Origin of the sequence: Stutzerimonas chloritidismutans, from assembly GCF_038562055.1 — a bacterium.
Classification (GTDB): Bacteria; Pseudomonadota; Gammaproteobacteria; order Pseudomonadales; family Pseudomonadaceae; genus Stutzerimonas; species Stutzerimonas chloritidismutans_A.
In genome coordinates, this window is record NZ_JBCFXD010000003.1 from 108,634 (window position 1) to 135,293 (window position 26,660).

21 protein-coding genes and 1 tRNA gene are annotated in these 26,660 nt (G+C 57.9%); 4 read left to right on the forward strand and 18 right to left on the reverse strand.

Annotation, left to right across the window (positions count from 1 at the left end; genetic code table 11):
- The first annotated feature begins 110 nt into the window (after positions 1 to 110).
- Together AAGW23_RS07080 and AAGW23_RS07085 are read left to right on the forward strand one after the other, a co-directional pair.
- On the forward strand, positions 111 to 1,121 hold the full coding sequence (locus AAGW23_RS07080) for a carbon-nitrogen hydrolase (RefSeq protein ID WP_342405746.1): 1,011 nt from the start codon (positions 111 to 113) through the stop codon (positions 1,119 to 1,121).
- Positions 1,118 to 2,155, forward strand: a complete 1,038-nt coding sequence (locus tag AAGW23_RS07085; RefSeq protein WP_342405747.1) for an AraC family transcriptional regulator — start codon at positions 1,118 to 1,120, stop codon at positions 2,153 to 2,155. Before AAGW23_RS07080 ends, AAGW23_RS07085 begins: the two co-directional genes overlap by 4 nt.
- A gap of 278 nt (positions 2,156 to 2,433) precedes the next feature.
- Here the strand turns inward: AAGW23_RS07085 and AAGW23_RS07090 are convergent, their stop codons facing one another.
- From AAGW23_RS07090 to AAGW23_RS07110, 5 genes are all read right to left on the reverse strand, one after another.
- On the reverse strand, positions 2,434 to 2,592 hold the full coding sequence (locus AAGW23_RS07090) for a DUF2474 domain-containing protein (RefSeq protein ID WP_342405748.1): 159 nt from the start codon (positions 2,590 to 2,592) through the stop codon (positions 2,434 to 2,436).
- Positions 2,593 to 2,615: 23 nt separating this feature from the next.
- The gene (gene cydB, locus AAGW23_RS07095; protein ID WP_342405749.1) at positions 2,616 to 3,623 is read right to left on the reverse strand and encodes a cytochrome d ubiquinol oxidase subunit II; all 1,008 of its coding nucleotides are present in this window, start codon (positions 3,621 to 3,623) and stop codon (positions 2,616 to 2,618) included.
- A gap of 3 nt (positions 3,624 to 3,626) precedes the next feature.
- Positions 3,627 to 5,066 carry a cytochrome ubiquinol oxidase subunit I gene (locus AAGW23_RS07100; RefSeq protein WP_342405750.1) on the reverse strand — a complete coding sequence of 480 codons (1,440 nt, stop codon included), beginning with the start codon at positions 5,064 to 5,066 and terminating at the stop codon, positions 3,627 to 3,629.
- A 265-nt stretch (positions 5,067 to 5,331) separates the two neighbouring features.
- Positions 5,332 to 6,969 carry a methyl-accepting chemotaxis protein gene (locus AAGW23_RS07105; protein ID WP_342405751.1) on the reverse strand — a complete coding sequence of 546 codons (1,638 nt, stop codon included), beginning with the start codon at positions 6,967 to 6,969 and terminating at the stop codon, positions 5,332 to 5,334.
- A 387-nt stretch (positions 6,970 to 7,356) separates the two neighbouring features.
- Positions 7,357 to 7,433: transfer RNA gene (locus tag AAGW23_RS07110), tRNA-Asp, on the reverse strand.
- 155 nt (positions 7,434 to 7,588) lie between these two features.
- On the opposite strand from AAGW23_RS07110, the gene AAGW23_RS07115 reads away from it, so the two are divergent.
- Complete coding sequence (locus AAGW23_RS07115) at positions 7,589 to 8,413, forward strand: type II secretion system protein N (protein ID WP_342405752.1); 825 nt, start codon at positions 7,589 to 7,591, stop codon at positions 8,411 to 8,413.
- A gap of 3 nt (positions 8,414 to 8,416) precedes the next feature.
- Positions 8,417 to 10,687: a type II secretion system secretin GspD gene (gene gspD / locus AAGW23_RS07120; protein ID WP_342405753.1), complete on the forward strand. Its 2,271-nt coding sequence runs from the start codon at positions 8,417 to 8,419 to the stop codon at positions 10,685 to 10,687.
- Positions 10,688 to 10,780: 93 nt separating this feature from the next.
- Here the strand turns inward: gspD and AAGW23_RS07125 are convergent, their stop codons facing one another.
- The 13 genes from AAGW23_RS07125 to leuC all read right to left on the reverse strand — a co-directional run bounded on the left by AAGW23_RS07125 (position 10,781) and on the right by leuC (position 26,638).
- Positions 10,781 to 11,992 carry an O-succinylhomoserine sulfhydrylase gene (locus tag AAGW23_RS07125; protein ID WP_342405755.1) on the reverse strand — a complete coding sequence of 404 codons (1,212 nt, stop codon included), beginning with the start codon at positions 11,990 to 11,992 and terminating at the stop codon, positions 10,781 to 10,783.
- Positions 11,993 to 12,036: 44 nt separating this feature from the next.
- Entirely contained in the window at positions 12,037 to 13,542 is a 1,506-nt protein-coding gene (gene purF / locus AAGW23_RS07130) for an amidophosphoribosyltransferase (RefSeq protein ID WP_342405757.1), read from the reverse strand.
- Between the two features lie 84 nt (positions 13,543 to 13,626).
- Positions 13,627 to 14,139, reverse strand: coding sequence for a CvpA family protein (locus AAGW23_RS07135; protein ID WP_342405759.1), 513 nt, complete (start codon positions 14,137 to 14,139; stop codon positions 13,627 to 13,629).
- A 115-nt stretch (positions 14,140 to 14,254) separates the two neighbouring features.
- Positions 14,255 to 14,884, reverse strand: a complete 630-nt coding sequence (locus tag AAGW23_RS07140) for an SPOR domain-containing protein (RefSeq protein ID WP_342405760.1) — start codon at positions 14,882 to 14,884, stop codon at positions 14,255 to 14,257.
- Positions 14,868 to 16,172: a bifunctional tetrahydrofolate synthase/dihydrofolate synthase gene (gene folC, locus AAGW23_RS07145; protein WP_342405761.1), complete on the reverse strand. Its 1,305-nt coding sequence runs from the start codon at positions 16,170 to 16,172 to the stop codon at positions 14,868 to 14,870. The genes AAGW23_RS07140 and folC overlap by 17 nt, the downstream gene beginning before the upstream one ends.
- Complete coding sequence (gene accD / locus AAGW23_RS07150) at positions 16,169 to 17,062, reverse strand: acetyl-CoA carboxylase, carboxyltransferase subunit beta (protein ID WP_342405762.1); 894 nt, start codon at positions 17,060 to 17,062, stop codon at positions 16,169 to 16,171. Before accD ends, folC begins: the two co-directional genes overlap by 4 nt.
- 224 nt (positions 17,063 to 17,286) lie before the next feature.
- Positions 17,287 to 17,910 (reverse strand): phosphoribosylanthranilate isomerase, encoded by a 624-nt coding sequence (locus AAGW23_RS07155; protein WP_342405763.1) that lies wholly within the window; start codon positions 17,908 to 17,910, stop codon positions 17,287 to 17,289.
- A gap of 122 nt (positions 17,911 to 18,032) precedes the next feature.
- Positions 18,033 to 18,902, reverse strand: a complete 870-nt coding sequence (gene truA, locus AAGW23_RS07160) for a tRNA pseudouridine(38-40) synthase TruA (protein WP_342405764.1) — start codon at positions 18,900 to 18,902, stop codon at positions 18,033 to 18,035.
- Positions 18,903 to 18,904: 2 nt separating this feature from the next.
- Positions 18,905 to 21,649 (reverse strand): FimV/HubP family polar landmark protein, encoded by a 2,745-nt coding sequence (locus AAGW23_RS07165; RefSeq protein WP_342405766.1) that lies wholly within the window; start codon positions 21,647 to 21,649, stop codon positions 18,905 to 18,907.
- A gap of 457 nt (positions 21,650 to 22,106) precedes the next feature.
- Entirely contained in the window at positions 22,107 to 23,219 is a 1,113-nt protein-coding gene (gene asd / locus AAGW23_RS07175) for an aspartate-semialdehyde dehydrogenase (protein ID WP_159968191.1), read from the reverse strand.
- Between the two features lie 186 nt (positions 23,220 to 23,405).
- Positions 23,406 to 24,488 carry a 3-isopropylmalate dehydrogenase gene (gene leuB / locus AAGW23_RS07180; protein ID WP_342405767.1) on the reverse strand — a complete coding sequence of 361 codons (1,083 nt, stop codon included), beginning with the start codon at positions 24,486 to 24,488 and terminating at the stop codon, positions 23,406 to 23,408.
- A gap of 64 nt (positions 24,489 to 24,552) precedes the next feature.
- On the reverse strand, positions 24,553 to 25,200 hold the full coding sequence (leuD, locus tag AAGW23_RS07185) for a 3-isopropylmalate dehydratase small subunit (RefSeq protein ID WP_148926235.1): 648 nt from the start codon (positions 25,198 to 25,200) through the stop codon (positions 24,553 to 24,555).
- Positions 25,201 to 25,210: 10 nt separating this feature from the next.
- A complete protein-coding gene (gene leuC / locus AAGW23_RS07190) occupies positions 25,211 to 26,638 on the reverse strand; it encodes a 3-isopropylmalate dehydratase large subunit (RefSeq protein WP_342405769.1) in 1,428 nt (475 codons plus the stop codon).
- Positions 26,639 to 26,660 lie beyond the last annotated feature (22 nt).

A 26,660-nucleotide genomic window follows, 5' to 3' on the forward strand; every position in this document is an offset into this window, starting at 1 on the left:
CCGCGCGCTCAATGACCGGAAATTACAACTATCTGACTGAAAAGCGCAAAACGCTTGGCAAACGGCAGCACGATGCTAGGCTCTGCCCTACACCTTCAGTTCTGTATCCCATGCGCCCCTATAGCAAATTGCTCGGCGTCGCCGTTCTCGCCCTGGCGGCGCTCATCATCTACCTCGACTGGACCCGTGATCGTCGCAGTGGACCTTTGCTGTCCGATCTGCGGATCTTGCCAATCGAGAGTCAGGGCCAGCCGAGTGAGACCGGCAACCTGCTCGGCATCGAGACCCGACTGATGCCGGCGGACTACCAGAGCCGCGAACGATTGCGGTTGAAGTTCGCCACCTACCTGGACCAAGCGCGAGGAGCCGGACTGCTGAATGACCGAACCGTCGTAATTCTGCCCGAGCATGTCGGCACCGGCTTGTTCGCCCTCGGCGAGAAGCCTGAAGTCCAGCAGGCCCGTACGCTACGCGACGCCATGCAATGGATGGCGCTAAGCAACCCCTGGGACTACCTGCGGGCATTGCTGGATAACGAAGGTGATGATCGCCGCACCGAAGCGGTTCTGAAGCTCAAGGCAGGGGAAATGGCCGATGATTATCAGGAAATTTTCGGAGGTCTGGCGAAAGCGTACGGCGTAACGCTCGTCGCTGGCTCGATCGTGCTGCCCGAACCCTATCTGGACAAGGGTCGCCTGCGGAGCGGTAGCGGGCCGCTTCGGCAGGTCAGCCTCACGTTTATGCCGGACGGCGATGTGCTGGGCCCGCTGCAGTACAAGAAGCATCTGAGTCGCTACGAGCGCCGTTACAGCGAAGCGCCTGTGTACCCTGAGCCATCGGTGCTCGAGACACCTGCTGGGCGTTTGATCGTGCTGCTTGGCTGCGACGGCTATACACGGCACGTCTCAGACGAAGCCGAGTTGCTGGCCGTACCGGGGGCACGTAACGACCCGCTGAAGACCTGCGGAGCGCACCTGAGCACAACGGCAACACTCGCGCGGATGGAGGTGCAAACCCTCGGGCTGCCCTGGAACCTCGTGGGTTCACCTCGCAGACCGACAAGACACCTTCATGGCGAGCCGGTGCGATTGAACAACCTGTGGTTGCCAAGTCGACCATGAATCGTCAACGGGTTCGCCTCGGTGATCTTTCGGTCGGCTTCGTGCACAGCCTGATCAGTGCCTTGCAGGAACAACACATCGACCCCCAACCGCTGCTGGATGCGTACGGCCTCGACCATGCGCGGCTGTCGGAGCCGCGAGCGCGACTGTCCATCCCCCGCTACATGCGGCTGGGTCATGCGGCTATGCAAATGGCGGGAGATCCTGGGCTTGGGCTGGAAATGGGGCGGCTACGCAAGGCCGGTCACCTTGGACTCGTCGGGGTGACCTCAGCCCAAGCCCCTACGGTGCGCGAAGCTGCACGTGCGCTGATTCGCTACGAGCCGCTCTATGCGAGCAACTACCGAGGCGCCTCAGGATTTCATGAGGATGCGACCGGCGCCTGGCTCAGGTTCTATTCGATCAGCCCGTACAACAGCTACAACCAGTTTGTCGTAGACACAGTATTGGCGAGCTGGGTTACGCAACTGGGTGCGGTCGCGAGCCAACCGCTCACTCCGGTTGCGGTACAGATCGAGTTTCATCGCCCCAACTACGCCGTGCGTTACGAAACGTTTTTCGGAAAACCCGTCGAGTTCGCAGCCGAGCACAATCAGCTGCGGCTGGATCAGGCGACGCTGGCGCTCCGTAACCCGGAACACTGCCCGGGCACCTGGCGCCAGCTTCTCGAGCTTTGCGAAGCTGAACTGGAGCTCCGCACCCGCACCCGCAGCCTCCGCGAGCGCGTGGCTCAGCTGCTCGGGCCAATGCTCAAGGGCCAGGAACCTGATCTGCAGCAGGTCGCAGGAAGGTTGCAACTGCCGCCCTGGACACTGCGAAGAAAGTTGGATGAAGAAGGCACCAGCTACCGCGCCATTCTCAATGACACTCGGCGAGATCTCGCAATGGCTTACATCCGCGACACCGAATCGGCGTTCGGCGAGATCGCCTGGTTACTCGGGTTTTCTTCCGCGGAAGCCTTTCAGCGGGCATTCAAACGTTGGAGCGGACAGACGCCGGGAGAGTACCGGCGCGCACAACGGCGAGCCGAGTGATCTGTCAAAGCTCGAACGCGTCGTCAGCAGGCTCTGGCCCATCCTGCTCAGATGCATGCAATTCGAGTATTTCGTCTTGATAGTCGTCCATAGAAACGATCCTCTTATCAGGTTTGCCTAGTTCTGCTTTTCAAAGTCCATGCCAGCGAAACTAACCTGCATACATGACGGAAACATGAAGCACTTCACAGCGCGGATGACCATTAAATAGCCTGAGCAGGCTGTAGCCACAACGCGCCATATCGCCGCACGTTCGCTCATAGGCTCTAGCTCGGTGATCAGGGCGAGGTCAAGCCCGCTGCAGTCATCGCCTGGCGCAGCAGCCAAGCCACTACTCCCAGGGCGAGTACGCTTGCTGACCAGATCAGAACCAACCAGGTCATGCGCTTCCACAGCGGCTTGGGCTCGGCTGCACCGCTTTCGTGCTTGTTTTGCATATATCGCTCCGTGACGGCCCGTTTCAGTGATAGCCGTCGTCTGCACTGACCTTTCCGCGAAACACGTAATAGCTCCAGGCGGTATACATGAGGATCAGCGGAATGATTAGCAGCGCCCCGACCAAGGTGAACCCCTGGCTCTGGGGTGGCGCAGCAGCGTCCCAGATGGTGACCGATGGTGGAATGATGTTTGGCCAGAGGCTGATCCCGAGTCCGCTGTAACCCAGAAAGATCAGCGCCAGGGTAAAAAGGAACGGAGAATAATGGGCATAACGCTTGATTGATCGCAGCAGTCCGAAGGTGCATGCCAGCACCAGAATCGGCACCGGCAGGAACAGGATCAGATTTGGCATGCTGAACCAGCGCTCAGCGATATCAGGATGGGTTAGCGGCGTCCAGATACTGACGATGCCGGTAACGGCCAGTACCGCCCAGACCAGCGGAATGCCGATGTCATGCATGCGTTTCTGCAGGTCGCCGGCGGTTTTCATGATCAGCCAGGTGCAGCCAAGCAAGGCATACGCAACGATCAGGGCCAGGCCGCAGAACACCGAGAATGGCGTCAGCCAGTCCAGCGGGCCACCGGCATAAGCGCGATCAGCCACAGGGAAGCCATGGATGAAGGCACCCAGTGCGACCCCCTGGAAGAACGTCGCGGCCAGCGAGCCACCAACAAAGGCCTTGTCCCAGACGTGCTGTCGGGCTGCGCTGGCCTTGAAGCGAAACTCGAACGCCACACCGCGAAAGATCAACCCCATCAGCATGAAGATGATCGGCAGGTACAGCGCCGAAAGCACGACCGAATAAGCCAGCGGGAACGCGGCGAACAGCCCTGCCCCACCCAAGACCAGCCAGGTCTCGTTGCCGTCCCAGATCGGCGCCACGGTGTTCATCGCGACATCGCGCTCGGAAGTATCGGCCAGAAACGGAAAGAGGATGCCAATACCCAGATCGAACCCATCCATCACCACGTACATCATGATGCCGAAGATGATGATGACGGCCCAGATCAGCGAAAGATCAATACCCATAACTCAGTTCCTCTCGCCCAGTTGGTCACCATGATCGTGAGGGATCGCCTCGTCTGCAGCGGACAGCGGCCGCATGGGTGTGCGCTTCTCTCCCGGCCCACCGGCGCCCTTCTCGTTGCCTTCATTGATGATTGGCCCTTTGCCGATCAGACGAAGGACGTAGACGAAACCAATGCCGAACACCGCAAAGTAGATCAGGACGAACATCGCCAGGGTCAGCCCCAGTTGCCCAGCGCTATGGTTGGATACCGCATCGGCGGTCCGCATGATCCCGTACACCACCCAGGGCTGTCGCCCAACCTCGGTGGTGAACCAACCGGCGAGAATGGCAAGGATCCCCGACGGGCCCATCAGCAATGCGAGACGCAAGAAGGGTTTGGAGTGAAACAGCCTGCCACTGCGGCGCAGCCAAAGACTCCAGAAACCGGTGAGAATCATCAGCAGCCCCAACGCGACCATGATCCGGAAGGTCCAGAAGACAATGGTTGAATTGGGCCTGTCCTCCTTAGGGAAGTCCTTCAGCGCGGGGATCTGCTCGGTCAGGCTGTGCTTGAGAATCAGACTGCCCAAATAAGGTATTTCGACCTTGTAGCGCGTTTCTTCCCGCTCCATGTCCGGCCAGCCAAACAACAGTAGCGGCGTTGGCTCACCTGAAGCGTTATCCCAGTGACCTTCCATAGCGGCGATCTTGGCGGGCTGATGCTCTAAGGTGTTGAGGCCATGGAAATCCCCCACCACTGCTTGGATTGGCGCAACGATCAGCGCCATCCACATTGCCATGGAAAGCATCTTGCGCACTGCGGGGTTGTCGTTGCCGCGCAGCAAATGCCAGGCGGCAGAGGCGCCTACCATGAAGGCCGTCGCAAGAAACGCGGCAATCGCCATGTGGGTCAGACGGTAAGGGAACGACGGGTTGAAAACGATGGCGAACCAGTCCACTGGAATCACGATGCCATCGATAATCTCGTGACCCTGCGGGGTATGCATCCAGCTGTTGGATGCCAGGATCCAGAAGGTCGAAATCAAGGTGCCGATTGCGACCATCAACGTCGAAAAGAAATGCAGCCCGGCGCCGACGCGGTTCCAGCCAAACAACATGACTCCGAGGAAACCGGCCTCGAGGAAGAACGCGGTGAGCACCTCATAAGCCAGCAACGGCCCCGTGACGCTTCCGGCAAACTCGGAATAGGCACTCCAGTTCGTGCCGAACTGGTATGCCATGACGATGCCGGAGACAACCCCCATACCGAAGTTGACGGCAAAAATCTTCAGCCAGAAATGGTAGAGATCTCGATAGACCTGACGCTTGGTTTTCAGCCACAAACCTTCCAACACCGCCAGGAAACTCGCCAAACCAATAGTGATCGCCGGAAAGATAATGTGGAACGAAATTGTGAAAGCAAACTGGATCCGCGCAAGCTCAAGCGCTTCCAAACCGAACATTAACCACCCCTCGTCAGTAAGCCACCAGCCCCTGGCTTGTTAGTCAAAGCACGCATTACTGACAGCATTAAACCGCAAGGGTGCGTCGATTACCCCGTTACAGGTTGACGCAGGTCAAGGTAACTACTCGAAGATTGTGGTCAGGACACCCACTGGCGCTTTGCTGTTCCGGCATGTGCAGCACCGATCACGCCTTGAATGGCAGCGCACCAGAACGTCGGAAAGCACGTCATGGTTTGCGTCAACAAGGCATCACCACCCAGCATCAGCCCCGGAAGTAACCCACCTTGCGATTCAACTCCTGAGCGAGCGTCGTGAGGTCTCGACTTGAGGCTGCGACTTGATTGGAGGCAGCAGAACTGGCGACGGCCGAATCATGGATGCGCGTGACGCTCTGGTTCACCTCCTCGGCCACCGCACTCTGCTCTTCAGAGGCCGTTGCGATCTGGGCGTTCATTTCGTTGATCGAGCCAACCTCTTGGCGAATCTTCGACAGCGCCCCCTCTGCCTCGTGGGTTTGCTCAACCGTCTGTTGCGCCATTCGCCTGCTGGCCTGCATCACCTCTGCCGCCTTGCCTGCTCCAGCCTGCAAGGACTCGATCATTTCACTGATCTCGCTCGATGACTGCTGAGTTCGGTTAGCCAGCGATCTCACCTCGTCAGCGACGACCGCGAACCCTCGGCCGTGCTCCCCGGCGCGCGCCGCCTCGATGGCAGCATTCAGAGCCAAAAGGTTGGTCTGCTCTGCAATGGCCGTGATGACCTGGAGAATTTTTTCGATGCTGCCGCTTTGCTCGGAAACCTGGCTAACCGTTTCGGTGGCCTCCTCAAGCACCTTGGCCAAATTGTGAATCGATATCGCCGTTTCACCCACCACACGGGTTCCAGTTTCGACTTGCTCGTCGGCACTTTTGGCTGCAGTCGCCGCGCGGGCAGCGAAGTTGGCGACTTCACTGACGGTAGCTGCCATCTGATTGATGGCGGTCGCCACCTGCTCGGCCTCAGCGGACTGCTGCTGGATCTGCTGATTGCTGTTGGACGATGAGGTCAGCAGTTCTCCTGACGCCACGCCAAGCCCGTCTGCGGCCGCACGAACTTCGGCGATGATGCCGGTCAATCGGCTGGCCATTTTTGCAGTCGCACCCATGACGCTGTCAGGATAGCGGGTGAGAATCACCTGGCCGAGGTCGCCATCGGCGAGATTACCGATCACTCGAGCCACTTCATCTGGTTCTGCACCAAGGGTTGATCGCAGCTTGCGGATGATCAGCGCTGCGATCGCCGTGCCCAACAGAATGGCTATGCCAGTGACAGTGACAATGAGCATGAGAAAGCCGCTAGCCGTATCTCGTACCACGGTCACTTGCTGATTGATGGACATCTCCTGATGATCGATAAAGGCATTGATCAAACGCAGCCACTCGTTGTAGCCGCCCGCGACGTTTTCCAGGAGAAAGGCGTAGGCTCGTTCCGAGCCTTGAGCGAACCGCATGTCGACGACTTGCCGGGTCAGGTCGTTGGTCTTCGCTTCAACCGCTTCGATCTGCCCCATCAGTTGAAGCTCGATGGGGTCAGCGCTGCGCTGGGCCAACATTGACTTCATCGGACCGGCCGAGTCGGCATACATTTTTGCAAGGCGGTCGATTTCAGCTACCCGATTACGCGCAAAACTCGGGTCTGCCGCGCTTACCGCGTCGCGCACTGCAATCGCCCGGTCATGAACGCTTCCTCGGAAGTTGATCGCGTAGCGCTGCTTCAAACCTGCCTGAGAACTGATGCTTTTCATGGTCTGATCAATGGTATCGACCTTCAACGCACTGATCATCGCGACAACCGCCATCAACGCGAGAACGACGAAAAAACCAAGACCGAGGCGCCTGGACACTGACATATGCTTGTTCATGATGAGTCTCTGTATGGGAGCTGTTAGGCAGCCGGCGATGTAGATCGTTACGGCGCTCCATCAGAAAACCTGAGCAGACCATAACCTGTACAGGAAGATGGCATATTGATATAGCCTTGTACAAGTATTTCGCTTTTTTCCACCCGAACGGACTTTGATGCAGCCTGTAAACAACATACTAAGCGCGCAAATCCTTCACGCAGCGCCTTGCATGTACAAGTTTTTTTAGAATTCAGCTTGAAACAATACGCGAGCAGGCCCACAGGGCAGATGCTTGCGCATGGGTGAGGCAGATGAAATGACAGAATTGAGCATGAGGAAGTTAGAAACGAAAAAAGCGGCCCTAAGGCCGCTTTTCGCGTGGCTTCCGCAAATGGGAAGCAGATGTGGCGCAGCGGACGGGACTCGAACCCGCGACCCCCGGCGTGACAGGCCGGTATTCTAACCGACTGAACTACCGCTGCGCGTCGGCCGGACTTTCGTCCGATTCGCAAAACTTCAACGTTCAACCGTTGTGACTAGTGGCTGATCGCCCTGCGAGGCGCGCAATTTACGCATCCCCCATAACCAAGTCAACACTGTGCCGCGATTATTTATAAAAAAATAACGGCGAACCTCAATGGTCACTGTAACTGACCGGCCGTTCGGCACCTTTTGCCTGAAAAACAGTCAGTTGCACTGGCATACTCAAGTGCTTGTTTGTCACGGTCTGGGTCTACACTGCCAGCCAGGCCCGCCGCTTGCAGCTTCCGGGATCCAAACAAGCGGTCACGATCATCAATTACTTGGTTTCATGGAGCGCCTAAGCTTGGCTTCCCCCGCTGCACTGCAGAAAGTTCGCCAGTACGCGCCCCTGGTCGTTAGCGCAGTCGTCGTCGTGCTATTCGGCCTCTATCTGGCAGGCCAGATCATGACCTGGCTCAGACTGACTCAAACGCCGCCTGCCGCTATGTTGGACGATCGCCGACCTGCCGGGGCCGCACTTGACCTCGAGCGAATGGAGCAGCTATTTGGAGCTCCTCCTTCAACCGGCCAGAGTTATAGGCCCAGCGAATCGAGTTCTAATCTAACCTTGCTAGGCAGCTTCGTTCATGCGGACCCGGCTCGGTCGACCGCAATCATTCAGCTGAGCAGCCAAACGCCACAGCTTTACCGTATTGACCAGGAGCTTGAATCAGGGGTGCGCCTGTACAGCGTTCACCCGGACAGAGTCGAAGTGAAGCGTGGTGGGCGTATCGAGAGTTTGTTTTTCCCAAGCGTTCGCTCCCCCACGGCCGCGCTCGATAGCCTGCCCGACTATAGTGAGCCAGCGGAGGAGGAAGTACTCGATCCGCAAGCAGAGATGCTTCAACAGCAGATGGAAGCACTCCGGCAACAAATGGAAGGGACGACAAGCCCGCCAGAAACCATGCCCTCCGACGAACAAACCACGGAAGACAACTGACCGATGCTGCCATTTTCCTCCCGCCCGCTTATTGCGTTACTCGCCGCCGGTCTGCTCTCCGCTCCCCTGCCTCTGTACGCCGCCGACCCAGGAATCGAGCCGAGCGAGACACAACAGGACGGCTGGACGATCAACCTCAAGGATGCAGATATCCGGGCCTTCATCGACCAGATAAGTCAGCTGACCGGGCAGACATTCATCGTCGATCCTCGAGTAAAGGGACAAGTGAGCGTCGTGTCGTCAACGACCCTCTCGCTTGAAGAAATCTACCAGCTCTTTCTTTCAGTCATGGCCACCCACGGCTTCAGCGTGCTCACTCAGGGTGAAGTCGCTCGAATTGTGCCCAATGCTGAAGCCAAGTCGGAGGCTGGCGGGGGGCCGACCGGTGGAGATCTACTGGAGACCCGCGTCATCCAGGTCCAGCACACTTCTGCCACTGAATTGATTCCATTGATCCGTCCCCTGGTGCCGCAATATGGACATCTTGCGGCTGTCAGCTCGGCCAACGCGCTGATCATCAGCGACCGCAGCGCCAACATCGCGCGCATCGAAGACCTGGTACGACAGCTCGACAAAGCCCAAAACGACGATTACTCGGTGGTGAATCTGCAATACGGCTGGGCCGTCGACATCGCTGAGGTTCTGCGTAATACCTTGGCGCGCGGCGAAGCCAAAGACACCGCCGGTGCACAGATCATTGCCGATTCGCGCACCAACCGCCTGATCTTTACCGGACCGGAACTGGCGCGTCAGAAGTTGGCCAGCCTGGCCAAGACACTCGATTCGCCCAGCACGCGCTCCGCCAATACACGGGTGATTCGCTTGCGCCACAATGACGCCAAATCGCTTGCCGAGACGCTCGGAGACATTTCCGAAGGGCTCGCCACGCCTGGGGATGGCGAAACCCAGAGTGGACGCCAGCAGAACATACTCATACGCGCAGACGAGAGCCTTAACGCTCTGGTCATGCTGGCCGAACCGGAACTGATCTCGACGCTCGAATCGATTGTTCGCCAGCTTGACGTACCACGGGCGCAGGTGATGGTGGAAGCTGCCATCGTCGAAGTATCAGGTGACATCACCGACGCGCTTGGCGTGCAGTGGGCCGTGGATGCGCGGGGAGGCACTGGCGGAGCCGGTGGCGTCAGCTTTGGCAACACAGGTCTCTCTATCGGTAGTGTACTGAACGCCATCAATGACAATGAGATCCCAAGCAATCTGCCTGACGGCGCCATCATCGGCGTTGGCACGCGTAGCTTTGGTGCACTGATTACCGCCCTGTCTGCCAACAGCAAGAGCAACCTGCTCTCCACACCAAGTCTGCTGACGCTAGACAATCAGGAAGCCGAGATTCTGGTTGGCCAGAACGTGCCGTTCCAAACCGGCACCTACACAACCGACGCGTCTGGCGCGAACAATCCGTTCACCACGATCGAGCGAGAGGATATCGGCGTCACACTTAAGGTGGTTCCGCATATCAACGAGGGCGCCACGCTGCGCCTGGAGATAGAGCAGGAGATTTCCTCAATTGCACCGTCCGCGAGCCTCTCAGCGCAGGCCGTGGATCTGGTGACCAACAAGCGATCAATCAAGAGCACCATCCTCGCTGAAGACGGCCAGGTTATCGTACTGGGCGGTTTGATTCAGGACGACGTGACCCGCACCGATTCCAAGGTCCCGCTGCTCGGCGATATCCCGCTGTTGGGTGCGTTGTTCCGCTCCACCCAGGAAAGTCATATCAAACGCAACTTGATGGTGTTTCTTCGCCCGACAGTGATTCGCGACCGTGCCGGCCTGGCCGCGTTGTCCGGCAAAAAGTACAGCGACATCCGAGTCATTGAGACCAGCCCAGGCAGCCCGAGTATCCTGCCAGCCACGCCAGAAGGTCTGTTCGATGGGCAGGGACAGCCGGCCCCGGCAATCGACCTGCGCTCCAACGAGCCCAGCCAGCGTAGCCGTATGCCCGCTACACCGGCAACACAGCGCGCGCCACAGAGCTTCACTCCACAACCGCAGCCCCAGGCTCAGGCGCCAGTTCGCTCAGGCTGGGCAGTGCAGCTGGCGAGCCTGCAAAATGGCGACAGTGCGCGGGCGCTGGAGAGCAAGCTGCGCGAGGAAGGTTTTGAGGTCTACCTGCGCATCACCGGGCGCACGCACCGGGTGTTCGTGGGCCCGATAGAAAGTCGGCAGGAAGCCAGCCGGATTCGGGACCAACTCGCGGTCGAACAGCGGCTTGATGGTTTCGTGGTGAATTTCGAACCGAAGAAGAACTGAACAACTGACACTCGACACCAAAGGTTGCCTCGGCCTCCTACACGCAATAAAAGAACCCCGCTTTAAGCGGGGTTCTTTTATTGCGGCATCGATCTAAAGCGCGGCCAATCCTCGCCCGAGATCGGCTTGCAGGTCAGACACGTCCTCAAGCCCCACAGCTACACGAATCAAGCTATCACGGATCCCTGCTTTGGCTCGGTCTTCGGCAGATAGCCGCCCGTGGGTGGTGGATCCGGGATGGGTAATGGTGGTTTTGCTATCACCCAAATTCGCCGTGATTGAGATCAAGCGAGTGGCATCGATGAAACGCCAGGCGCCCTCTTTGCCCCCGGTTACTTCGAAGCTCAGGACTGCGCCGAAGTCTTTCTGCTGACGCTTGGCCAGTTCGTGTTGCGGATGGCTAGGCAACCCTGCGTAATAAACTTTCTCGACGCCCGGTTGATGCTCCAGCCACTCCGCCAACGCGCGCGCACTGGCACAGTGGGCCTGCATACGCAGGCGCAACGTTTCCAAACCTTTGAGAAATACCCAGGCGTTGAACGGGCTCAACGTCGGTCCTGCTGTACGGAGGAACCCCACTACTTCCTTCATGTGTTCGGCGCGACCAGCAACCACACCGCCGAGACAGCGGCCTTGGCCATCAATGTATTTCGTGGCGGAATGAATGACGATATCGGCACCCAATGCCAGTGGCTGCTGCAAGATGGGCGTGCAGAAGCAATTGTCCACCGCGAGCATGGCATCATTGCTGTGACACAGCGCTGCCAGCTCGGCGATATCCACCAACTCGGCCAACGGATTTGAGGGGGACTCGACGAAAACCAATCTGGTATTGGGCTTGAATGCTGGCGCCCAGTCGGCAAGATCGGTAAGCGGTACATAATCGACCAGCAGACCGAAGCGCTTGAGGTATTTCTCGAACAACGAAACCGTAGCCCCGAAAACGCTGCGCGATACCAACACATGGTCGCCGGCAGAGCACAGGCTCATCACCATGGCCAGAATCGCGGACATCCCCGACGCGGTCGCTACGGCCTGCTCGGCGCCCTCCATGGCTGCAATACGCTCTTCGAATGCTCGCACGGTGGGGTTGGTATAGCGTGAGTAGACATTCCCCGGCACCTCACCAGCAAAACGCGAAGCTGCGTCAGCCGCACTTCGGAACACATAGCTGGACGTGAGGAACAACGCTTCGCCATGCTCCCCCTCAGGCGAGCGGCGCTGGCCCGCTCGAACAGCCAGCGTATCCATGCTCACACCGGACAAATCACTGTCCAGACGGCCTGCGTCCCAGTCGGTTGTCATAGTCATTTCCACCCTGGACCGTAGCGGCAAAGCCGCCGGGTCGATCAGTTGTTATACAGGTCGATGATGGCGCTGCCGGCGACACCCTTGCTCTTGCTCAGGTCATTGCGAGCCTGTTCGATCTTGTGCAGATAGACGTCATCGATGTCGCCGGTCACATACTTACCGTCAAACACTGCGCAATCGAAGTTATCAATCTTTACCTTACCGCCGCCAACAGCCTCGATCAGGTCCTGTAGGTCCTGATAGATGAGCCAGTCGGCCCCAATCAGCTCAGCGACCTCTTCGGTGCTGCGATTGTGCGCGATGAGTTCGTGTGCACTGGGCATGTCGATGCCATAAACGTTCGGATACCGAACTGCTGGCGCGGCAGAACAGAAATAGACGTTTTTTGCCCCAGCTTCGCGAGCCATCTGGATGATTTGCTTGCAGGTCGTACCGCGGACGATGGAGTCATCCACAAGCATTACATTCTTGCCACGAAACTCGAGGTCGATGGCATTGAGCTTCTGCCGTACTGACTTCTTGCGCGCGGCCTGACCGGGCATGATGAAGGTCCGACCGATGTACCGATTCTTGACAAAGCCTTCGCGAAACTTCACGCCAAGCCGGTTCGCCAGTTCCAAAGCAGCCGTGCGGCTGGTGTCGGGAATAGGGATGACCACGTCGATGTCGTGTTCGGGACGCTCCCGGAGGATTTTGTCAGCCAGTTTCTCGCCCATGCGCAGGCGAGCCTTGTATACCGACACGCCATCCATCAGCGAATCCGATCGCGCCAGATAGACATGTTCGAAGATGCAGGGGGCGTAGAGCGGGTTCGGCGCACACTGACGGGTGTGCAGCTTGCCATCTGCCGTGATGTAGACGGCTTCGCCTGGGGCGAGATCGCGAATCAGCGAAAAGCCCAGTACATCCAGCGCGACGCTCTCAGAAGCGATCATGTACTCCACACCCTGATCCGTGTGACGCTGGCCGAACACGATTGGCCGTATTGCATGCGGATCGCGAAAGCCAACGATGCCATAACCGGTGACCATGGCCACTACGGCATAGCCGCCCACGCAACGCTCATGCACCTTTGCAACGGCGGCAAAGACATCCTCCTCGGTGGGCTGCAACTTGCCCCGCACTGCCAGCTCATGGGCGAAAACATTGAGCAGCACTTCCGAGTCTGAATTGGTGTTCACATGGCGCAGGTCGGACTCGTAGATTTCCTTGGTCAACTGGTCGACGTTGGTCAGGTTGCCGTTGTGCGCCAGCGTGATGCCGTAAGGGGAGTTCACATAAAATGGCTGCGCCTCTGCCGAGCTCGAGCTGCCCGCGGTGGGATAACGCACATGACCGATACCCATGTTGCCTACCAGCCGCTGCATATGGCGCTGCTGGAAGACGTCCCGTACCAGCCCGTTGTCCTTGCGCAGAAACAGTTTGCCGCTGTCACTGGTCACGATTCCGGCGGCGTCCTGCCCACGATGTTGCAGTACGGTAAGCGCGTCATATAACGCCTGGTTGACGTTCGACTTACCGACAATGCCGACAATGCCACACATGCAAGGAACCTCTCAGTTGTTACAGGCTGATCCGGACATAGCACAGGCTTTAGCCTTGACACGTCCTTCTAATGATTGCTCGCCTCAGTTTGAAGCATCGAGCGAGCCGGCCACCCACTGACTTCCAAACCCGAGAATCAGGTTTTTCGACCAGTCAGCAACCAACAGAAAATGCGGTAGCAGTGTCGACTCTCGCCACCAGGGATCCTGCTGGACAGGGGCAAGACTGAGCAGGCCAACCAATACCACGACCAACAGCCCGCCTCGGGCCGCGCCGAATACCATGCCAAGGAAACGATCAGTACCGGAAAGGCCAGTGACCCGCACCAATTCTCCGATGAGGAAATTGACCAGTGCTCCAACTAACAAGGTCAGCACGAACAGAATCACGCACGCCGCAATGACCTGAAAGGAAGGTGTGCTGATGAACTCCGCGAGGTAGTGCGAGAGCGCGCCACCAAACATCCAGGCAACAACCCCGGCGATGATCCAGGTGAGCAGGGAAAGCGCCTCCTTAACGAAGCCCCGTTTCAAACTGATCAGGCTGGAAATGACCACAACGGCGATAAACGCCCAATCGACCCAGGTGAATGCCACAGGGTTTCCTGCAAAGGAGAAAGGCGGCGTATTTTAGCAGAGCGCCCGCCTGGGAGTAAGCACCGTGAAGGCGCCCTCCCGACTGGCGTTTAAACGAGGTGGAGCACCATTAAAATCAGCGTTGCTCTGGTTTAAAACGTACTACGAATCCGTCGAGTTTATGCTGTCGTTGCAATTGATCACGCAAGCGATTGGCCTCCGCCCGCTCCACCAAGGGCCCCACGAATACTCGATTCATCCCGTCCGCAGAGCGTATATAGGCGTTATAGCCTTGAGACCGCAGAGTTTTCTGCAACTTCTCGGCGTTCTCGCGACTGGAAAGGCTGGCCAGTTGCACCGACCAACTAACCGGCAAGTTGGCAGTATCCAGCCGCTGCTCTTCCGCATTTTCCGGCATGAGCGGTGGGGCTTCGGTGACTGCCTGCTCGGGAGCTCCCGGAGCAGGCTGTGCCTCCGCTGGAACTGCATCGATCGGATTAGCGGGAATACCGGATTCGGCGACAGAGTCTTCTTCGATAATCTCGTAATCTTCAGGGATGGCTTCGACCGCTGGCTCGGGGACCTCTACAGGCTGGGTCTCAATAATCGGCGCAGCGGGTGTCTCTGGCATTGCTGGAGCATCAACAGCGATCTGCTGGTCGACATCATCTCTATTGAAAAGGATCGGTACGAATATTACCGCCAGCGCAACAAGCACCAACGCGCCTACGATACGCTGCAACAATCTTCTATCTACCAAAAGCATGCCCTCCATTCGATGCGTGCTGATCAAGCCAAGCCAGCGCCTCGGCCACACAGTAAAATGATCCAAACACCACTATCTCGTCACCCGTGCGCGCCAGCTCACACTGCTGCTGGAGCGCCTCGGATATTCCAGAACAGATAGTGACTGCCTCGCCTCGCTCCATCAATGCCGCACTCAAGTCGTCTGCCGTTCGCGACCGAGGGGTCGCCAAGGGCGCAACGGCCCAGGTGTCGAAAACGGTCTTCAGCGCATCGATGACACCCAAAAGATCCTTGTCAGCCAAAAGGCCGAAGACTGCTAGGCGGCGACCGGACGCCAGCTTCTGAAGCAGTTGACCTGCTAGATAGTCAGCAGCGTGCGGGTTATGCCCAACATCAAGCATGATCGTCAGCTCAACACCGCGCCAGCAGATAGTGCGCCGATCCAGGCGACCGGTAACACGAGTGTCTTGTAGCGCCTCGACGAGTTGTTCCGGCTGCCATGACGGTTCAAGCAACGCAACGGCTTGCAACGCTAACGCAGCGTTGTCCAGTGGCAGAGACAGCATCTGTAGATCTAGCAGCTCTAGGCTACGCCCATCGGCGGCGTGCCCACGCCAATGCCAACGGCCCGCCTCCTTGATCAGATCGAAATCGCGCCCACGGACAAACAAAGGCACAGCGGAACGGGACGCGCTTTCCAACAACGATGCTGGCGGGTCGAAGTCGCCACATACGGCCGGCTTTGTAGGGCGAAATATCCCGGCTTTTTCAAAGGCCACGCTTTCGCGGGTCGTACCAAGCCATTCGGCATGGTCCAAACCGATATTGGTAACCACCGCTACGTCCGCATCGACTAGATTTACTGCATCTAGACGCCCGCCTAACCCGACTTCAAGGACCACAGCATCAAGTGCTTCGCGCTCAAAGAGCCAAAAAGCAGCCAATGTACCCATTTCGAAATAGGTGAGGGAAACAGTGCCTCGCGCTTGCTCCACCGCCTCGAATGCTTCGCATAACGCCTCGTCCGTTGCATCCGCATCGTTAAGACGGACCCGTTCGTTGTAGCGCAACAGATGCGGCGAGCTGTAAACCCCAACCGCCTTACCCTGCCCTGCCAGCATTCGAGCAATGAAGGCGCAAGTGGATCCCTTGCCATTGGTACCCGTTACGGTAACGACCTGGCGAGCCGGGCGTGTCAACCCTAGCCTGGCGGCGACTTCGCGGCACCGTTCAAGGCCCATATCAATGGCAACAGGATGCAGCTGTTCCAGATACTCGAGCCAGCCCCCCAGGCTCCGCTCAGTCATGCGTCGGCCGTAACCAAAGCGGTTTCGCCCGGAGTCGGCAGCTGCTGAAACTGGGCCAGAAGACGCGATAGACGAGCGCGCAATTCGGAACGAGGAATGATCAAGTCAATCGCACCATGGTCAAGCAAGAATTCACTGCGCTGGAAACCTTCAGGCAGTTTCTCACGCACGGTCTGTTCGATAACCCGCGGACCGGCAAAGCCAATCAGCGCTTTAGGCTCTGCGACAATGACGTCGCCCAACATGGCGAGACTTGCCGATACACCTCCATAAACTGGGTCGGTAAGAACGGAGATGAAGGGCAATCCCTCCTCGCGCATACGGGCCAATACTGCAGATGTCTTGGCCATCTGCATAAGCGAAATCAGCGCCTCTTGCATCCGAGCCCCCCCGGACGCTGCAAAGCAGACCAACGGGCAACGTTGCTGAAGCGCAGCGTTCGCAGCACGCACAAAACGCTCCCCGACGATAGCCCCCATGGAACCGCCCATGAACGAAAACTCGAATGCACAGGCCACAACCGGCATATGCATCAAGGTCCCACTCATTGCGATCAGGGCGTCTTTTTCTCCGGTTTGCTTCTGGGCAGCGGAGAGGCGGTCCTTATATTTCTTACTATCCCGGAATTTCAGTCGATCGACTGGCTCGAGGTCTGCAGCAATCTCTTCACGGCCTTCCTTATCGAGGAATATATCCAGGCGAGTTCGCGCGTCGATCCGCATGTGATGCTGGCACTTCGGACAGACATCCAGGGTTTTTTCCAGCTCCGGGCGATAGAGCACCGCCTCACAGGACGGGCATTTATGCCAAAGCCCCTCGGGTACTGAACTTTTCTGCGTTTCCGAGCGCATGATCGAGGGGATCAGCTTATCTACCAGCCAGTTGCTCATGCTTTTTGTTCTCCACAGTTTGTCAGTCCCGCGCGTAGCGACTGCACGCACCGGCAAAATTCACGTTTGCGACCAGTGTCCAACCGGAGTCACTGCGTCGCGTCGGCACTATTCACAAAACGCTGCCACTGACAATTGCCCCTAACCCCACCAATGGCAGCTCATCATTGATGGGCCTGGACAATCCAGCCAATGGTAACTGGACGGCAAGCAACCTCCGTTCGTCACATCGACGCCCTTACCAACCGAACGAACTCCTTCACACTCGCGGCATCTTTGATGCCCTTGCTAAGTTCCACTCCCCCACTCACATCCACGGCGAACGGCCGCACCTCAGCTACGGCCTGCTGGACGTTTTCGCAAGTCAGCCCGCCGGCAAGTATCAAAGGCTTAGGGAGGTCAGCGGGTATGAGCGACCAGTCGAAAATCTCGCCAGTCCCCCCAGGAACGCCAGCAACAAAAGTGTCGAGCAGAATGGCGCTGGCACCAGCATAGCGTGCAGCCTGCCGCTGAACGTCCTCGCCCGTCTGGACGCGGAGCGCCTTGTACCAGGGCCGGCAGAAACCTTCGCAGTCGGCGGGGCTTTCATCACCGTGAAACTGAAGCATATCCAAGGGCACGGTATCGAGCGTTGTGCTGATGTCGCTACGCGATGCGTTGACGAACAAGCCGACGGTTGTGACGAAGGGTGGCAGAGCAGCAACAATATTCAAGGCCTGCTGCACGCTCACTGCCCGCGGACTTTTGGGGTAGAACACTAGACCGATTGCGTCCGCCCCGGCTTCAGCCGCAACAAGCGCGTCCTCGACGCGGGTAATTCCACAGATCTTGCTACGAACGATAGGCAACGGCGGGCACCTGCGAAAGAAGACCCCGGATGGTAACAAAAGCACCAGAGGCTGCAACCTGCATCACCCAACCCGCCGACATCCTGCACCGCCCCAGGCCCGTACGAAATTGGCCTTTTGCTTCATTGCACAAGCGCACGAACATCCGGCAGCCCTGACAGGAAGTGAGGCCCTAAAAAGCGTTCTGGTAACTGGAACTGCTCTGGGTAATCCACCTGAACGAGATACAACCCGTACGGATGAGCTGTTACCCCACCAGTACGCCTCACCCGCGACTCAAGTACCTCCCGAGCCCAATCCACGGGCCGTTCACCGGCGCCAATTGTCATGAGAACACCGGCAAAGTTACGCACCATGTGGTGCAGAAAGGCATTGGCCCGAACATCGATGACGATAAGCCTGCCGTGTTCGAGTAACTCAAGGTGATGGATTGTTTTGATCGGCGATTTCGCCTGACATTGGCGAGCTCGGAAGGCACTGAAGTCATGAGTTCCGACGAACGCTTTAGCTGCCTCACGCATGCGTGCGATGTCTAGAGGGCGGTGATTCCAGGTTACCTCTTCCGCCAGATGGGCAGGCCGTATGTGGTCGTTGTAGATCACGTATCGGTAACGACGAGCCATGGCGCTGAAACGTGCATCGAAGCTTTTCGGCATCTCCTTGGCCCAGGTCACGCTTATATCACTGGGCAGGTTCTGATTCGCACCCATGACCCACGCGTGCATGGATCGCTTCATTGGCGTATCGAAATGCACGACCTGGGCGCACGCGTGAACGAGCGCATCGGTACGCCCGGCACAACTCAACGTCACCGGGTGACCGCCAGCAACTTTGCTCAAGGCGTTTTCCAACGAAAGCTGAATGGAGGGTACGCCATCACGCTGTCGCTGGAAGCCCCGATAACGGGCACCCTTGTATTCGACCCCAAGGGCAATTCTGAAAACGTCAGCGGCAGCCGAATTGGCTGCCGCTGGGCGTACTGCTTCAATCATAGTCAGGCTAGTTTAGCGAGCATCTCTCGCGCCTCTTGCTGCTGGTTGTCACTTCCTTCACTCATCACCTCGTCCAGAATATCGCGGGCGCCCTCAGCATCACCCATGTCGATGTAAGCACGCGCGAGGTCCAGCTTGGTGGTGGTCTCATCAGTATCGGCAAAGAAATCGAAATCGTCATCAAGCGCCTCAGGTGTCGAGGCGACTGGTTCAGTCGGGTCAACCGCTCCAGTCTCCATTGCTGGCGACTGATCAAGCGGCTCATTGAAGTCGCGTGACAAATCTTCTAGCTCCGACCCGACCACCTCCAGCTCAGAGGAGAATGTCTCCGGCGCAGGCTCCGTAACAGGCTCGTCGTCCAAAGACAGATCAAACTCGTCCGGCATGTCCCTGGGCTGCTCGGGGTCAGCAAGTCCAAAGTCAAACTCATCCACTGACTCGCTCGAGGCCGGCTTCGTCTCGTCTGCAAGACCCAGCATCAAATCATCGTCAGGCGTCGGACTGGAAGATGGCTCATCTAGATCGAGGGAGAAGCCAGCCAGCTCATCATCCAGGGAGACATTGCTGGAAGTTGCCGGCTCGTCTAGATCAAACGAAAAGTCATCTGCAGCCTTGTCCTGTGCTGCAGCATCCAGGCCCGCCTCGTCGAAGTTGACGTCATCCCGCTCCACGGCGGACCCGCCGACAGGCGTAACGGAGAGGTCCGTCAGGTCATCTTCCAGTTCGAGATCATCAAGGCTCAGATCAAAATCATCATCCGCCTGTTGCTCCGCCAAGGGGGCAGGCTCTTCCAACTCAAGATCATCCAGACTGAAACTGTCGAGGTCGTCGCTCGCGGAGACAGACGCAGCCACCGCGCCAAAACCTGCGGCCGCCATTGCTGGATACCTGGCCTTGGTTTGCTCGATTTCCGCAGACGAACCACCTATTTCCCGTAGTTCTGCTTCCTGGCGGGCAAACCCCTCTCGATCACCCAGCTCGGCATAGACCTCCATGAGCTTTAGGCGCAGGTCGCTACGTTGTGGCTCGTCATTCAGAGCGTTCTGAAGCAGCTCGGCTGCCTGATTAAAACGACCGTAGGCAATATAGATGTCTGCTTCCGCCAAGGGATCGCTGCTCGTACCAGCCAGCGAGTCAGCAGAAACCTGATCAGCATCGTGAGAGGCACCCAGATCAGCAGATTCAGTGTCGGACGAATCGAGCTCATGCTGCGCAACATAAAAGCTATCAGTCGGATTGTCGGCCAGAAGACTTTCATGCAACTCAGCCTCTCTCATCGCGTTACGACGAGAAAGTACCATCAACCCGACCAGCAGAAGCAACAACGCGCTGCCACCCAAAACCCCGAGTAGAACGGGGCTACCCAACAACTCATCAACATAGCCGTCAGCTTGCGGTTCTTGCGGAGCGGAAACCGGTGCCGCGGGAGCAGCAGGCGCCTGAACATCCGGCTCAGGAGCTTCTGACTTCTCACTCTCGGGAGGCTGAGGCGCGGCGCTCGGAGCAGGATTGGCCTCAGTAGCGACTTCAGGGACAACCTCGGCCGCTTGCGTCACAGGCGTAGCGCTGGTGTCGGCTTCGTCGACCGAGGGAGACGACGAAGCAGCCACGTCAAGACCTGCCTGTGCCCCGGACGCCAGCTGTGCCTGCAACTTGGCGAGCTGGTCGTCTTTTAGCTGCATCAGGCGCTGCAGCTTATCCAACTGCCCCTGCAGATCATTTAGACGATCCTTCAGGTCGAGATTTTCTCGACGACTGGAATCAAGACTTTCTTCACTGACGGCCAGCTTGTCGCGCAACGCCGCCGCATCAGCGCCGTCCCCGCCATCGCTGCCAACGGTAGACTTACCGGCCTCTGGCGCAACCAGGCGGAGGTTATCGCCTTGCTCGCTACGCGAGGGTGCAGCATCGGCTGAGCCACGCTGGGTTGCGTCGAGCTGACGAGCAGCCGGCGCTCCAGGGCCCGAAGCCTGTCGCCAACTCGCATTCTGCTGGGCAACTTGCTGAATCGCTTCTGCTTGCGAACGACGGCCAATCTGCTCGGCGCTGGGCAAGCGAAGCACTTGGCCATTCTTCATCCGATTGATGTTGTTGCCAATGAACGCGTCGGGATTAATATCCTGAATGGCCAACATAGTCTGATGAACGGTGCCACCCAGACGGGCACGCTCTGCAATCTCCCAAAGCGTGTCGTTAGGTGTGACCTTATATTCGCCACTCTGCGACGCAGGAGTCGTGGAAGACGGAGATGTAGGCCGGGACGCGACCTGCGGGGCGGCGGGTGGCCGGGACACCGGAGCGGCGACCGGAAGTTGCGGCGCGACCGAAGCCGCAATTTCCGGCGAATACAGTGGCGGATCCAGAAGCAACGTGTACTCACGCAGAAGACGACCGCTTGGCCAGAGCACCTCAATCAGAAAATTCAGGTAGGGTTCGCGAACCGGTTTGGTCGAAGACACACGAATGACGCTTTTGCCGTCTGGGCGTAAAACCGGGGTAAAGGTCAGGTCAGTCAGGAAATACTGGCGATCAACACCTGCACGATTGAAATCTTCAGCGGACGCCAGAACCGGCACAACTTCACCGGGCGCCAGCGTCTTTGCATCCAGCAGTTCGATTTCGGCCACCAGCGGTTGATTCAGCGCAGACTTCAGCGTGACCTCGCCCAAGCCCAGCGCATAAGCCATTTCGGAAGTCAGCGCGGTAGCAGCCGCGATTGCCAGCACCAGATTGCGAACCCGAACCATTGTGTAAATCCTTGTTTTTTAACTTTTCTCGGATCTTCGAGAGGGTCTTATAGTCACTGCCTGCGCCCGCCAGGTGGCGGCTCCCCGTCAGCGATAAGCCTAAACAGCGTTGTCAGCTAGACTAATTCTTCAAACTTCCAGCAAGTATCTTTTACAGATAGTGTTTTATCAACAACTCACCAGACCAGCTGGCGCTGCTCGCCACGCCTTTTAGCGTGTTATCAGACCCAATCCACAAATTAGCTCGACGCGCAAAACTCGAGCCAAAGGATTAATCAACTGCACGACATCTCAGATGCCACTTCCACGGCATACCTCCGGGCGCGTTACCGTATAGGGAACAAACCCATCTCCATGCCCCTAGACTTAAGCCGACGAAGCGGATTGTTTGACATCGTCACGGCATAAAAAAAGCGCCGCGGAATCCCGAGACGCTTGTGATTTGACTTTTCGGGACTTATCGCTCGAGAAGAATGCGCAGCATGCGCCGCAAAGGCTCTGCAGCACCCCACAGCAGTTGGTCGCCCACAGTGAATGCGCCGAGATAATGCGACCCCATATTCAGCTTGCGCAGGCGACCGACCGGAACACTCAATGTGCCAGTTACCGAGGTCGGACTCAGTTCCTGCATACTCGCGTCTCGATGATTGGGAACGAGCTTCACCCAGGGGTTGTGCTGGCTGATCATGCCTTCGATATCCGAAATGGGCACATCCTTGTTCAGCTTGATGGTCAATGCCTGGCTGTGGCAACGCATCGCGCCGACACGTACGCAGATACCGTCAACCGGAATCGGGCTCTTGAAACGCCCTAGAATTTTGTTGGTTTCCGCCTGTGCCTTCCATTCTTCGCGGCTCTGGCCGTTCGGCAGCTCTTTGTCGATGTAAGGAATCAAGCTGCCCGCCAGTGGAACGCCGAAATTGTCTACTGGAAACGCTTCCGAGCGCTGGCATTCGGCGACCTTGCGATCGATGTCCAAGATCGCGCTAGCCGGATCAGCCAGTTCATTGGCAACCGATGCGTTGATGCTTCCCATCTGCTTGATGAGCTCGCGCATATTCTGCGCGCCAGCACCGGACGCAGCCTGATAAGTCATTGCGCTCATCCAATCGACCAACCCATGCTCGAACAGGCCACCCAGGCCCATCAGCATCAAGCTGACCGTGCAGTTGCCCCCGATGTAATTGAGGGTGCCCGCGTCCAGTTGGTGATCGATGACCTTGCGGTTGACCGGATCGAGAACAATAACGGCGTCATCGTGCATACGCAGCGTCGAGGCAGCATCGATCCAGTAGCCCTTCCAGCCAGCTTCCCGCAGCTTGGGGAAAACCTCGCTGGTGTAGTCACCACCTTGGCAGGTAAGAATTACATCGAGGGATTTCAATTCATCGATGCTGTAGGCGTCCTTGAGCGGCGCTATATCCTTGCCAATCGAAGGGCCCTGACCGCCAACGTTGGAAGTAGTAAAGAACACCGGCTCGATCAGGTCGAAATCCCGCTCCTCCAGCATCCGCTGCATGAGCACGGAGCCAACCATACCGCGCCAACCGATCAGACCTACACGTTTCATCGCAACTACACCTATATATATGGGACCCGCGTGACGGGCCGTCGACTAAGAAATACGCTTTCGGGTTCGAAAGCGCGGGCGCGCTGTCCATTTATGGCTGACACCACGCCTCGCACTCCTCGGCGTTTCCGCCTAGCCGTCGCCCACAAGCTCTATCAACGGCTGGTGCAAATGGGACCGGAGAGATTACAACTTCGCGAGCGCCGCGACTACCGCATCACCCATCGCCTGGGTATTCGCCTTTTCACACCCCTCAGACCAGATATCACCCGTTCGCAGGCCCTGGTCCAGCACGTTACTAACCGCCTGCTCGATCGCATCTGCTGCAGCGACCTGGTTGAAGCTGTAGCGCAGCAGCATCGACACCGAGAGGATCGTTGCCAGCGGATTGGCGATACCCTTGCCTGCAATGTCCGGTGCCGAACCGTGACAAGGCTCGAACATACCTTTGTTATTCGAATCGAGAGAAGCGGACGGCAGCATGCCGATTGAACCTGTCAGCATGGAAGCTTCATCCGACAGGATGTCGCCAAACATGTTGTCGGTGACGATTACATCGAACTGCTTCGGTGCGCGCACCAGCTGCATTGCGGCGTTATCGACATACATATGGCTAAGTTCAACGTCCGGATAGTCCTTACCGACCTCCTCCACCACTGCGCGCCATAGCTGACTGGATGCCAGTACGTTGGCCTTGTCCACCGAGCAGAGTTTCCTGTTGCGCACCCGAGCCATGTCGAAACCGACCTTGGCGATCCGGCGGATTTCGCTCTCGCTGTAGGGCAGCGTATCGAAAGCCATACGCTCGCCATTTTCCAGCACCTTGCTCTCGCGTGGTTGACCGAAGTAGATTCCCCCGGTCAGCTCGCGAACGATGAGGATATCCAGGCCGGACACGATCTCCGGCTTCAGGCTGGAGGCAGCTGCCAGTTGCGGGTACAGCAAGGCCGGACGCAGATTGCCGAACAACCCCAGCTGCGAGCGAATCTTCAACAGACCACGCTCAGGCCGGATAGCAGGGTCTATTGCGTCCCACTTCGGCCCGCCAACGGCACCCAGCAGGATTGCGTCCGCAGCACGAGCACGCTCGAGCGTCTCGTCAGCCAATGGCACGCCGTACTTATCAACCGCCGCCCCACCCAACTCGTCGTAGCTCAGCTCCAGGTCGAGCTGAAACTTGTCGTTAGCCAGCTTTAGCACCTTGACCGCTTCGGCCATGATTTCAGGACCGATGCCGTCGCCAGGAAGAACCAGAATCTGTTTAGACATTTAAAGATTTCCTTCTAAAAGCTGAAAGCCGCGTGTAAACCACCCTGGCTCCCAACTTCTTGTTTTATTTGATCGCGCCGAACAACCAGGGCTGGCTCTTTTGATGACCTGCTTCGAACGCCTTGATGGCCTCAGCATCCTGTAAAGTCAGGCCGATGTCGTCCAAGCCGTTCAGCAGGCAATGTTTGCGAAACGCATCGACTTCGAAGCTGTACTGCACACCGTCCGGACGGGTGACCGTTTGCGCTGCCAAGTCCACGGTGAGTTGATAACCCTCTGCAGCCTCGGCCTGTTCGAACAACTCGTCGACTTCTTCTTCTTTCAACACGATTGGCAGCAAGCCGTTCTTGAAGCTGTTGTTGTAGAAGATATCGGCAAAGCTCGGCGCGATAATCGTGCGAAAACCGTACTCTTCCAATGCCCAAGGCGCGTGCTCACGCGAGGAGCCGCAGCCGAAGTTTTCCCGAGCAAGCAAAACGCTGGCGCCCTGATAGCGCGGAAAGTTCAGCACGAACTCCTGATTCACCGGACGATGCGAGCAGTCCTGATTAGGCTGCCCGACGTCCAGATAGCGCCACTCGTCGAACAGGTTCTGACCAAAGCCAGTACGCTTGATCGACTTGAGAAATTGCTTGGGGATGATCTGATCGGTGTCGACATTAGCGCGATCGAGCGGCGCGACGAGACCGGTATGCTGGGTGAATGCTCTCATGGTGGTCTCCTCAGGCCTGCATCAATTCACGAACGTCAACGAAGCGACCAGTCACCGCAGCCGCAGCAGCCATTGCCGGACTGACCAGATGCGTTCTGCCACCGGCACCCTGGCGCCCTTCGAAGTTGCGGTTGGACGTTGACGCGCAATGCTCGCCACTGCCCAATTTGTCGGGGTTCATTGCCAGGCACATCGAACAACCGGGCTCGCGCCACTCAAAGCCCGCCTCTACAAAAATTTTGTCTAGTCCCTCAGCCTCGGCCTGTTGCTTGACCAGTCCCGAACCCGGCACCACCATCGCCTGCTTCACCGTTGAGGCAACCTTACGCCCCTTGGCCACTTCCGCGGCAGCGCGAAGGTCTTCGATACGCGAGTTGGTGCAGGAGCCGATAAAGACGCGATCAAGCTGGATGTCGGTGATCCGTTGATTGGCCTGCAGCCCCATGTATTTCAGCGCACGGGTTATGGAGTCACGCTTGACCGGGTCAGCTTCAACCGCCGGATCAGGCACGCTTTGATCAACAGCCAAGACCATCTCAGGTGACGTCCCCCAGCTGACTTGCGGCTTGATGTCTTCTGCCTTCAACTCAACGACCGTGTCGAAAACCGCGTCCTCATCCGAAACAAGTGTCTTCCAGACCTCGACAGCCTGGTCCCAGTCGGCGCCTTTGGGTGCGAAAGGCCGGCCTTCGACATAGGCGATGGTCTTCTCGTCCGCAGCCACCATGCCCACGCGGGCACCCGCCTCGATGGACATGTTGCAGATCGTCATGCGTCCTTCCATCGACAAGTCGCGGATGGCGCTGCCGGCAAATTCGAGCGCATGACCATTGCCACCCGCGGTGCCAATCTTCCCGATGACCGCTAACACGATGTCTTTGGCGGTCACGCCGAAGGGCAGCTTGCCTTCAACGCGCACCTGCATGTTCTTCATCTTTTTCGCGACCAGACACTGTGTTGCAAGCACATGCTCGACTTCCGAAGTGCCGATGCCATGGGCCAGCGCACCGAACGCGCCGTGCGTCGAGGTGTGCGAGTCGCCGCAGACCACGGTCATGCCTGGCAGGGTTGCGCCCTGCTCCGGGCCGATGACATGAACGATGCCCTGACGAATATCATTCATCTTGAATTCGAGGATGCCGAAGTCATCGCAGTTCTCGTCCAGCGTTTGCACCTGGATGCGGGAAACCTCGTCTGCAATGGCTTCCAGGCCACCCTGACGCTCGCCCTTGGTAGTCGGCACGTTGTGATCCGGAGTGGCGATATTGGCATCGATGCGCCATGGCTTGCGCGCTGCCAGGCGAAGCCCTTCGAATGCCTGTGGCGAGGTCACTTCGTGCAGGATATGACGATCGATATAGATCAGTGACGAGCCATCATCACGGCGCTTGACCTCGTGCATTTCCCAGAGCTTGTCGTAGAGCGTTTTGCCAGCCATCGGACTTTCCTCATCAGTGCGT

What these genes read in the sequence shown, in the direction of transcription:
- AAGW23_RS07115 (WP_342405752.1), top strand. Translation starts at nt 7,589, where the DNA reads ATGGTCACTGTAACTGACCGGCCGTTCGGCACCTTTTGCCTGAAAAAC.
- AAGW23_RS07080 (WP_342405746.1), top strand. Translation starts at nt 111, where the DNA reads ATGCGCCCCTATAGCAAATTGCTCGGCGTCGCCGTTCTCGCCCTGGCG.
- accD (WP_342405762.1), bottom strand. Translation starts at nt 17,062, where the DNA reads ATGAGCAACTGGCTGGTAGATAAGCTGATCCCCTCGATCATGCGCTCG.
- AAGW23_RS07140 (WP_342405760.1), bottom strand. Translation starts at nt 14,884, where the DNA reads ATGCTTTTGGTAGATAGAAGATTGTTGCAGCGTATCGTAGGCGCGTTG.
- asd (WP_159968191.1), bottom strand. Translation starts at nt 23,219, where the DNA reads ATGAAACGTGTAGGTCTGATCGGTTGGCGCGGTATGGTTGGCTCCGTG.
- AAGW23_RS07090 (WP_342405748.1), bottom strand. Translation starts at nt 2,592, where the DNA reads ATGCAAAACAAGCACGAAAGCGGTGCAGCCGAGCCCAAGCCGCTGTGG.
- leuC (WP_342405769.1), bottom strand. Translation starts at nt 26,638, where the DNA reads ATGGCTGGCAAAACGCTCTACGACAAGCTCTGGGAAATGCACGAGGTC.
- AAGW23_RS07125 (WP_342405755.1), bottom strand. Translation starts at nt 11,992, where the DNA reads ATGACAACCGACTGGGACGCAGGCCGTCTGGACAGTGATTTGTCCGGT.
- purF (WP_342405757.1), bottom strand. Translation starts at nt 13,542, where the DNA reads ATGTGTGGCATTGTCGGCATTGTCGGTAAGTCGAACGTCAACCAGGCG.
- AAGW23_RS07100 (WP_342405750.1), bottom strand. Translation starts at nt 5,066, where the DNA reads ATGTTCGGTTTGGAAGCGCTTGAGCTTGCGCGGATCCAGTTTGCTTTC.
- gspD (WP_342405753.1), top strand. Translation starts at nt 8,417, where the DNA reads ATGCTGCCATTTTCCTCCCGCCCGCTTATTGCGTTACTCGCCGCCGGT.
- folC (WP_342405761.1), bottom strand. Translation starts at nt 16,172, where the DNA reads ATGACTGAGCGGAGCCTGGGGGGCTGGCTCGAGTATCTGGAACAGCTG.
- AAGW23_RS07165 (WP_342405766.1), bottom strand. Translation starts at nt 21,649, where the DNA reads ATGGTTCGGGTTCGCAATCTGGTGCTGGCAATCGCGGCTGCTACCGCG.
- AAGW23_RS07085 (WP_342405747.1), top strand. Translation starts at nt 1,118, where the DNA reads ATGAATCGTCAACGGGTTCGCCTCGGTGATCTTTCGGTCGGCTTCGTG.
- leuD (WP_148926235.1), bottom strand. Translation starts at nt 25,200, where the DNA reads ATGAGAGCATTCACCCAGCATACCGGTCTCGTCGCGCCGCTCGATCGC.
- truA (WP_342405764.1), bottom strand. Translation starts at nt 18,902, where the DNA reads ATGATTGAAGCAGTACGCCCAGCGGCAGCCAATTCGGCTGCCGCTGAC.
- AAGW23_RS07105 (WP_342405751.1), bottom strand. Translation starts at nt 6,969, where the DNA reads ATGAACAAGCATATGTCAGTGTCCAGGCGCCTCGGTCTTGGTTTTTTC.
- leuB (WP_342405767.1), bottom strand. Translation starts at nt 24,488, where the DNA reads ATGTCTAAACAGATTCTGGTTCTTCCTGGCGACGGCATCGGTCCTGAA.
- cydB (WP_342405749.1), bottom strand. Translation starts at nt 3,623, where the DNA reads ATGGGTATTGATCTTTCGCTGATCTGGGCCGTCATCATCATCTTCGGC.